This is a genomic window from Frondihabitans sp. VKM Ac-2883 (assembly GCF_015350875.1).
GTDB lineage: Bacteria > Actinomycetota > Actinomycetes > Actinomycetales > Microbacteriaceae > Frondihabitans.
The window spans coordinates 310,556-319,884 of sequence record NZ_JADKSF010000005.1; the positions used below are offsets into that span (position 1 = coordinate 310,556).

Below are 9,329 nucleotides of genomic sequence, written 5' to 3' on the forward strand. Positions count from 1 at the left end.
CGCGAGGCGTCGCCGCCCCGATCCCGTCCAGTCGAACATTAGGGTAGAAGCATGCCTTTATCCGTCGCCGTTGCAGGCGCAAGCGGTTACGCAGGCGGGGAGCTCCTCCGGCTCCTCGCTCAGCATCCAGAATTCGAAGTGACCACCGTCACGGCGTTCAAGAACGCCGGTCAGCCACTCATCGCGGCCCAGCCGCACCTCCGTTCTCTCGCGCACCTGACACTCGTCGAGACGACTCCCGAGAACCTCGTCGGCCACGACGTGGTGTTCCTCGCTCTGCCACATGGCAAGTCCGGTGAGATCACCGCCCAGCTGCCGAGCGAGACCCTCGTCGTCGATTGCGGCGCCGACCACCGGCTCACCAGCGAAGACGACTGGGCTGCTTTCTACGGCGGCGAGTTCTACGGTGCGTGGACGTACGGCATGCCCGAGTTGCTCCACGCCGGCGGCAGCAAGCAGCGCGACGAGATCGTCGGGGCGACCCGCATCGCGGTGCCGGGTTGCAACGTGACCGCCATGACCCTCGGGCTCGCTCCGGGCGTCGAGGCCGGGTTGGTGTCGGCTAACGACATCGTCGCGGTTCTCGCCGTCGGCCCGTCGGGCGCCGGCAAAGCGCTCAAGCCGCACCTCCTCGCCAGCGAGATGCTCGGTTCGGCCTCTGCGTACGGTGTGGGCGGAACCCACCGGCACATCCCCGAGACCCAGCAGAATCTCCGGGTCGCTGGCGCCACCGATGTGACTCTCTCGTTCACGCCGATGCTCGTGCCGATGGCGCGGGGCATTCTCGCGACGACCACCGCGAAGCTCGTTCCCGGCGTGACCGAGGCCGACATCCGCCGCGCGTGGGAGGCCGCCTACGCCGACGAGCCGTTCGTCCATGTGCTGCCCGCGGGGGAGTACCCGCGAGTCGCCGACACTCTCGGCGCGAATGTCTGCCTCATTGGGCTTGCGGTCGACGAGGCAGCCGGCCGCGTCATCGTCGTCAGCGCTCTGGACAACCTCGCAAAGGGCACGGCCGGTGCCGCCGTCCAGTCGACGAACATCGCCCTCGGATTCCCCGAGACCCTCGGTCTCACCACGAACGGAGTCGCCCCGTGAGCGTCACAGCAGCACAGGGCTTCGAGGCCTCCGGTGTCGTCGCCGGCCTCAAGTCGACCGGCAAACCCGACGTTGCGCTGGTGGTCAACCGCGGTCGCAGGGCCGCGGTCGCCGGTGTCTTCACGAGTAACCGCGCCAAGGCGCACCCCGTCATTTGGTCGCAACAGGTGGTGGCCGACGGTGAGGCCCGGGCGGTCGTGCTCAACTCGGGCGGGGCCAACTGCTTCACCGGGCCGTTTGGCTTCCAGACCACGCACCTCACGGCTGAGACAGTCGCCGAGGCGCTCGATATCGGCGCGGGCGACGTGGTCGTCTGCTCGACCGGTCTCATCGGCGTGGGCGACCAGACCTTCCGCGACAAGGTGATCGCAGGATCCCAGTCCGCGGTCGTCGAACTGAGCCCGACGGGCGGCACAGCTGCGGCGACTGCCATCATGACGACCGACACGCACGCCAAAGAGGCGGTCGTCCAGGGCGACGGCTGGGTCGTCGGCGGTATGGCGAAGGGTGCCGGCATGCTCGCACCCGGTCTCGCCACCATGCTGGTGGTCCTGACGACGGATGCCGACGTTCCGGCAGCGAAGTTGGATTCCGCCCTCCGGGGCGCCACGCACGTCACCTTCGACCGCCTCGATTCCGACGGCTGCATGTCGACGAACGACACCGTCGTCCTGCTCGCCAGCGGCGAGTCGGGCATCACTCCCGACGACGACGCATTTACCCGGGCCGTGACGGCCCTCTGCGCCGACCTCGCCGAGCAGCTCCAGGGTGACGCCGAGGGCGCGTCGCACGACGTCACGATCGAGGTCGTGGGTGCGGCCAGCGAAGACGAGGCCGTCGAGGTGGGCCGGTCGCTCGCCCGCAGCAACCTGCTCATGGCCGCGGTGTTCGGTAACGATCCCAACTGGGGCCGCGTTCTCGCCGCCATCGGTACGACGAGCGCGCAGTTCGACCCGTACGACGTCGACGTCTCGTTCAACGGGGTGCGACTCTGTGCCAAAGGTGCACCCGACCGCCCCGTGACCGACTGCGATATGAGTCCGCGAGCACTGCGGATCCTTCTCGATCTGCATGCCGGCCCCGCTTCGGCGACCATCCTGACGAACGATCTCACGCACGACTACGTGCATGAGAACAGCGCGTACTCGAGCTGAGGGCGTGAGCATGGATACCGAGCACGCCACGCAGTCCGAGCAGGCCCTGGCCGCGGTCAAGGCCGCGACGCTCATTGAGTCGCTGCCGTGGCTGCTGAACTACCGCGACCGGGTGGTCGTCGTGAAGTTCGGTGGCAACGCCATGATCAACGACGATCTCAAGCGCGCCTTCGCCGAAGACATGGTGTACCTCCGCACGGTGGGGCTGCACCCGGTCGTCGTGCACGGGGGAGGGCCGCAGATCTCGGCCGCGCTCAAAGCGGCCGGCATCGAGTCGGAGTTCCGTGGCGGCTACCGGGTCACGACGACCGAGGCGATCTCGGTCGTGCGCGACGTGCTGGCCGGCGAGGTCAACCGCGAGATCGTCGACATGATGAACGAGCACGGCGACCTCGCGCGCGGTGTCTTCAGCGACGGCACCGACGAGGCCAAGCTCTTCGAAGGGCATGTCCGCGGCGTCGAGGTCGACGGCGAGACCTTCGATCTGGGGCACGTCGGCGACATCACCGACGTTGATCCGTCGCGCGTCCTCGCCGAGATCGCGGCGGGCCGGATTCCGGTGGTCTCCTCCATTGCCGTGAACGACATGGATCCCGATTCGGCGCTCAACGTGAACGCCGATGCCGCGGCGGCCGCGCTGGCGATCGCACTGCAGGCGTCCAAGCTGATCATGCTGACCGACGTGCCGGGCCTCTACTCCGACTGGCCGAACCGCGACTCGCTCGTGGCGTTGATCACCGTCGACGAACTCACAGGCCTCCTGCCGAGCCTCGAGAGCGGCATGATTCCCAAGATGACTGCCTGCCTCGACGCCGTCGTTGCGGGCGTCGGCGGGGCGACCATCATCGACGGTCGCATCCCGCACTCCATTCTCCTCGAGATCTTCACCCAGCGCGGTGCGGGCACCGAGGTCATCCCCAACAGCAGACGAACGCACGAGCAGAAGAGAGGACAGTCATGACCACGACCACCCCGACCACCGAAGGCACGTGGCAGCGCCGATTCGGTGACTCCATCATGAAGAGCCTTTCGACCCCCAAGGTCATGCTCGAGCGCGGCGAAGGCTGCCAGGTCTGGGACGTCGAGGGCAAAAGCTACCTCGACTTCCTCGCCGGTATCGCCGTCAACGCTCTGGGCCACGCCCACCCGGTTCTCGTCGAGGCGGTCTCCAGGCAGGCTGCGACGCTGATCCATGTCTCGAACTACTTCGCGACGCCGTCGCAGGTCGAACTCGCCGAGCGCCTCAAGGCCATCTCGGGAGCCGGCGAGCAGGGTCGGGTCTACTACGGCAACTCGGGAGCCGAGGCTAACGAGGCCGCCTTCAAGCTGCTGCGCCTCAACAAGGGCCCCGATGGTACGAAGACCAGGATCCTCGCCCTCCAGTCCTCGTTCCACGGCCGCACCATGGGCGCCCTGGCCCTCACCGGCAAACCGGCGCTCCGCGAGCCCTTCGAGCCCATGCTTCCGGGCGTCGAGCACATCGACACGACGATCGAGGCGCTCGAGCACGCGATCGACGACCGTGTCGCGGGCATCATCATCGAACCGATCAAGGGCGAGGCCGGCGTCGTCGACCTTCCCGAGGGGTTCCTCAAGGCCGCGCGCGAGCTGACGGCCAAGCACGGTGCGCTCCTCATTCTCGACGAGATCCAGACGGGAATCGGCCGCACGGGCACCTGGTTCAGCTTCCAGCAGTTCGGCATCGTGCCGGACGCGATCACCGTCGCGAAGGGCATCGCCGGGGGAATCCCGATCGGTGCGCTCGTGACGTTCGGCGACACCAGCGACCTCTTCGAGGCCGGTCAGCACGGCTCGACCTTCGGAGGCAACCCCTTCGCCACGTCGGCGGCCAATGCGGTCCTCGGCGAGATCGAGTCCGCGGGCCTGGTCGAGAACGCCCGCGTTCGGGGCGAGCAGATCCGGGCCGCCATCACGGCGATCGCGTCGCCGCACGTGAAGGAGGTCCGCGGGCGCGGGCTCCTCATCGGAGTGGGCCTGCACGAGCCGATCGCCAACGAGATCTCGGCCCGTTGCCTCGAAGCGGGCCTCATCGTCAATGCCGCCAACGACTCCAGCATCCGCATCGCTCCGCCGCTCATCGTCGGCGATTCCGAGATCGCCGAGTTCACCGAGATCTTCACCTCCGTTCTGAAAGGTCTCGTATGACCCGCCACTTCCTCCGCGACGACGATCTGAGTCCCGCCGAGCAGTCCGCCGTTCTCGACCTCGCCGAGACTCTCAAGGCCGATCGCTACAAGGCTCGTCCGCTCGAGGGCCCGCAGACGGTCGCCGTGATCTTCGACAAGTCGTCCACGCGCACCCGTGTCTCGTTCGCCGTCGGTATCGCCGACCTCGGAGGAGTCCCGCTCATCATCGCCACCGCTTCGAGCCAGCTCGGGGGCAAGGAGACGCCCAGCGACACCGCTCGCGTGCTCGAGCGCCAGGTCGCGGCCATCGTCTGGCGCACGTACGGCCAGGCCGGATTGGAAGAGATGGCCAAGGGCACCACGGTGCCGGTCGTCAACGCCCTCTCCGACGACTTCCACCCGTGCCAGCTGCTCGCCGATCTCCTGACCATCCGCGAGCAGAAGGGAACTCTCGAGGGCCTGACCGTCGCGTTCGTGGGCGACGGCCGATGCAACATGGCTCAGTCCTACCTCCTCGCGGGCACGACGGCGGGCATGCACGTTCGCATCGGAGCTCCCGAGGAGTTCGCTCCCGAGGCCGCTGTCGTCGCCGATGCTCAGCGGATCGCCGCCACCACGGGTGGCTCCGCTCAGGTGATCACCAACGCCGTCGACGCCGTTCGCGGTGCCGATATCGTCGTCACCGACACCTGGGTGTCAATGGGCAAAGAAGACGAGAAAGCTCACCGGGTCGCGACTTTCGGCTCGTACAAGGTCGACCAAGCGCTCCTTGCCGAGGCCGATGACGACGCCATCTTCTTGCACTGCCTGCCTGCCGATCGCGGCTACGAGGTAGCGGCCGACGTCATCGACGGCCCCCGCAGCGTCATCTGGGATGAAGCGGAGAACCGGCTCCACGCGCAGAAGGCGCTTCTCACCTGGCTCCTGGAGCAGAAGTGACGGGCGGCAACCGGGCCGCGGAGGCCGGCGCCCTCTGGGGCGGCCGCTTCGCATCCGGTCCCAGCCCCGAGCTCACGGCGCTGAGTAAGTCGACGGAGTTCGACTGGCAGCTCTACCCCTACGACATCGCAGGATCCCGCGCGCACGCCACCGCGTTGAACGCCGCCGGCTATCTGACCGCCGATGAGCTCCACAGCATGCTCGCGGCTCTCGACACGCTCGAGCGCGGCGTGGCTGACGGCACTTACACGGCGGCCGAGAGCGATGAAGACGTGCACTCCGCCCTTGAACGGCACCTGATGTCGATCACCGGGCCGGAGCTCGGCGGCAAGCTCCGTGCCGGGCGCAGCCGCAACGATCAGATCGCGACTCTCGTGCGGATGTATCTCCGCGACCACGGCCTCGTGATCGCGAGACTCGTCACCGACCTCATCGACGCGATCGTCGCGCAGGCGACCGCGCACGATACCGCAGTCATGCCGGGTCGTACCCACCTCCAGCACGCCCAGCCGGTGCTCCTCGCCCACCACCTCCTCGCTCACGCGTGGCCTCTGGTGCGCGATCTCGAGAGGATCCGCGACTGGTCACGGCGGGCGAGCGCGTCGCCGTACGGATCGGGGGCGCTGGCCGGATCGTCGCTGGGCCTGGACCCTGCGCTCGTCGCCCGGGAGCTCGGCTTCGACCGCACCACCGAGAACTCGATCGATGCGACCGCCAGCCGTGATGTCGTCTCGGAGTTCGCCTTCGTGACGGCCTCCATCGGCATCGACCTGTCGCGGCTCGCCGAAGAGGTGATCCTCTGGAACACCCGCGAGTTCGGCTTCGTCAAGCTGCACGACGGCTTCTCGACCGGGTCGTCGATCATGCCGCAGAAGAAGAACCCCGATATCGCCGAGCTCGCTCGCGGAAAGTCGGGCAGGCTCATCGGCAACCTCACGGGGCTCCTCGCGACATTCAAAGGTCTGCCGCTCGCGTACAACCGCGATCTGCAAGAAGACAAAGAGCCGGTCTTCGACACGGTGACGCAGCTCGAAGTGCTTCTGCCGGCGTTCACCGGGATGATCGCGACGCTCGAGTTCGATGAGGGCCGGCTGGCCGAGCTGGCTCCCCAGGGGTTCTCGCTCGCGACCGACGTCGCCGAGTGGCTGGTCAAGCAGGGCGTGCCGTTCCGAGACGCCCACGAGATCAGCGGTTCGCTCGTGCAGTTCTGCGAGACGAACGGTCTCGACCTTGACGAGCCGACCGACGAGCAGTACCGCGAAGTCTCCGACCACCTCACCCCCGAGATCCGCGCCGTGCTGACCGTCGAGGGATCGATTGCCAGCCGCGACGGGGTCGGGGGCACGGCGCCGAACCGGGTCGCCGAGCAGCTCGTCTCCTTGACGTCGCAGGTGCGGAGCCTCGTCGCCGACCTCGGTCTCCAGGCAACGCCGTGAGCGATCAGCAGAGGCGGCCGATCCTGCTGCGAGTGGTCATCGTGGTGTGCGTGCTCATCGTCGCCGCGGCTGTTGCCTACACGGTCGTCACCGGCCAGCGTTTCTTCTGATTCGTGACGTCGGTGGCGGTCGCACTCGTGAGGCCCGCGCTCGAGGTGGCTCCGATGTTGCTCGGCGCGGTTTTCCGGTCGGGGCCCGTGGCTCTTCGGATCACCGAGGTCGAGGCGTACCAAGGGCAGAGTCAGGATCCGGGGTCGCATGCTCACAACGGCCCAACTGCCCGTAACGCGAGCATGTGGCTGGCCCCGGGAACCCTTTACGTGTATCTCTCCTACGGAATCCACCGGTGCTTGAATCTCGTCTGCGGGCCTGAAGGGTCCGCTTCGGCAGTGCTGCTTCGTGCTGGTGAGATCGTTGACGGTCTCGAGGTGGCCAGGTCACGCCGACCGGCTGCGCGCCGAGACGTCGAGCTCGCCCGAGGCCCCGGGCGGCTCGGCTCGGCGCTGGGTATCTCGCTCAACGATGACGGTGCGACCATCGACGCGCCGCCATTCACACTGACGCTGCCGACTGAGCAGTCGTTCGACGTCGTAACCGGCCCCCGCGTCGGCGTCGCAGGGCACGCCGGCACAAACGCCTACCCCTGGCGGTTCTGGATCGCCGACGACCCGACGGTGTCGGCGTATCGTCCCGCCGTCTCGCGCCGCCGCGGCTAAAGTTAGGGGGTGACGAGTCAGACGACGGCCGACCTCTTGGCCACCCAGGCGAACGATCCCACCTTCGACACCGTGTGGGACGAAATCGTCTATCGCGGACTCGTGCATGTCTCCACCGACGAGGGTGCTCTGCGTGACCTCCTCGGCGGCGACCCGATCACGTTCTACTGCGGATTCGACCCGACCGCACCGAGCCTGCACCTCGGAAACCTGGTGCAGCTGCTCCTCATGCGGCGTCTCCAACTCGCCGGGCACAAGCCGCTCGGGTTGGTCGGCGGGTCGACGGGGCTCATCGGCGATCCTCGCCCGACGGCGGAGCGCGTGCTCAAGACGCGGGAGCAGACGGCCGAGTGGGTGCAGAGCATCCGGGTGCACGTCGAGAAGTTCCTCTCGAGCGAGGGATCCAACGCTCTCCGTGTCGTGAACAACCTCGACTGGACCGAGCCGCTCAGCGCCATCGAGTTCCTTCGTGACATCGGCAAGAATTTCCGAGTCAACACGATGCTGAAGAAAGACGCTGTTTCGGCCCGCCTGAACTCGGATGCGGGAATCAGCTACACGGAGTTCAGCTACCAGATCCTCCAGGGGCTCGATTTCCGAGAGCTCTACCGGACGTACGACTGCCTGCTCCAGACCGGGGGGAGCGACCAGTGGGGCAACCTCACCAGCGGCACCGAGTTGATTCGTCGCACAGAGGGTGTCGCGGTTCACGCGATCGGAACCCCGCTGATCACGAACTCCGACGGCACCAAGTTCGGCAAGAGCGAGGGCAATGCCGTCTGGCTCGACCCGTCTCTCACCTCGCCGTACGCTTTTTACCAGTTCTGGTTGAACCAGGACGACGCCGACGTGGTGGCTCGCCTCAAGGTGTTCACGTTCCTCGATCGGGCGGAGATCGAGCGGCTCGAAACGCAGGTTGCTGAGCGTGCGTTCGCTCGCGAGGCACAGAAGCGTCTTGCACTCGAGGTGACGGGATTGGTTCATGGCACCGAGGCCGCGCAGGCCGCGATCGATGCGTCGGCCGCGCTCTTCGGCCAAGGTGACCTGGCGGTTCTTCCTTCCGACGTGCTCGAGGCGGCCATTGCCGAGTTGCCCCACGCGATCGTCGATTCCTCGACCACCGTGTCGCAGGCTCTGGTCGCCACCGGATTGGTGGCATCGCTTGGTGCAGCTCGCCGGGCCACCGCCGAGGGAGGCATCTACGTCAACAACGAACGGATCAGTGACGATTCGGCGCTCGTGGTGTCACTCGCGTTCGAGGGCAAGCGAGCTGTTCTTCGACGAGGGAAGAAGACCCTTGCCGGCGTGACTGTCTCGAATTGAGGCGGTGAGGATGATGGCCCGGTGTGCTTTCCTAACGGGAAGAACCGGGCCATCGTGCGTTAACCCTTGTACTTTCGGGCCTGCGTGTCGCGACACGCCCGGGATGCGGCGGAGATTTGCCGAGGTGTTCATCCACCCGTATTGTTTCTTCTTGTCACCCCAAAGGAACGGAAACGGAAGGGCCTAGCGGCTCCTCTTACCGGCCTCAAGCGGGGGCCCTTCTTCCCCGGTTCTTCTTCGACTTCGGTCTTGAACTTGGAACCGGTTGTGAGTAAGGTTGCAAGTCCTTCACCTCCTGGCTAAGGCCAGGCGCAAGAGTCTTCACAGACTCTTGAAGTCCATCAAATCTTCTTGAAAGAGTGGGTTTGACAGGGCCCGACGGGGTGGATAAGGTTTCAAAGTTGCCTTGAGCGAAGATGATAAACATCATCGGGTCTCAGGTGCGTTTGGTCCTTGAGAACTCAACAGCGTGCACATTGTCAAATGCCAAATTATACCTCGGCATTCAGTGGATCT

8 protein-coding genes are annotated in these 9,329 nt (G+C 66.4%); all 8 read left to right on the forward strand.

Going from position 1 to position 9,329, the window contains the following annotated elements; translation table 11 throughout:
* Positions 1-51: 51 nt before the first annotated feature.
* The 8 genes from argC (at position 52) to tyrS (ending at position 8,813) form a co-directional block, all read left to right on the forward strand.
* The gene (gene argC, locus ITJ49_RS11830) at positions 52-1,098 is read left to right on the forward strand and encodes an N-acetyl-gamma-glutamyl-phosphate reductase (protein ID WP_194605487.1); all 1,047 of its coding nucleotides are present in this window, start codon (positions 52-54) and stop codon (positions 1,096-1,098) included.
* Positions 1,095-2,252, forward strand: coding sequence for a bifunctional glutamate N-acetyltransferase/amino-acid acetyltransferase ArgJ (argJ, locus tag ITJ49_RS11835; RefSeq protein WP_194605490.1), 1,158 nt, complete (start codon positions 1,095-1,097; stop codon positions 2,250-2,252). Before argC ends, argJ begins: the two co-directional genes overlap by 4 nt.
* 10 nt (positions 2,253-2,262) lie before the next feature.
* On the forward strand, positions 2,263-3,213 hold the full coding sequence (gene argB / locus ITJ49_RS11840; protein WP_055962464.1) for an acetylglutamate kinase: 951 nt from the start codon (positions 2,263-2,265) through the stop codon (positions 3,211-3,213).
* Positions 3,210-4,418: an acetylornithine transaminase gene (locus tag ITJ49_RS11845; protein ID WP_194605493.1), complete on the forward strand. Its 1,209-nt coding sequence runs from the start codon at positions 3,210-3,212 to the stop codon at positions 4,416-4,418. Before argB ends, ITJ49_RS11845 begins: the two co-directional genes overlap by 4 nt.
* Positions 4,415-5,338, forward strand: coding sequence for an ornithine carbamoyltransferase (gene argF, locus ITJ49_RS11850; protein ID WP_194605496.1), 924 nt, complete (start codon positions 4,415-4,417; stop codon positions 5,336-5,338). Before ITJ49_RS11845 ends, argF begins: the two co-directional genes overlap by 4 nt.
* Positions 5,335-6,774 carry an argininosuccinate lyase gene (gene argH, locus ITJ49_RS11855; RefSeq protein ID WP_194605499.1) on the forward strand — a complete coding sequence of 480 codons (1,440 nt, stop codon included), beginning with the start codon at positions 5,335-5,337 and terminating at the stop codon, positions 6,772-6,774. The genes argF and argH overlap by 4 nt, the downstream gene beginning before the upstream one ends.
* 137 nt (positions 6,775-6,911) lie before the next feature.
* Complete coding sequence (locus tag ITJ49_RS11860; protein ID WP_370544494.1) at positions 6,912-7,490, forward strand: DNA-3-methyladenine glycosylase; 579 nt, start codon at positions 6,912-6,914, stop codon at positions 7,488-7,490.
* Between the two features lie 9 nt (positions 7,491-7,499).
* The gene (tyrS, locus tag ITJ49_RS11865; protein WP_194605506.1) at positions 7,500-8,813 is read left to right on the forward strand and encodes a tyrosine--tRNA ligase; all 1,314 of its coding nucleotides are present in this window, start codon (positions 7,500-7,502) and stop codon (positions 8,811-8,813) included.
* Positions 8,814-9,329 lie beyond the last annotated feature (516 nt).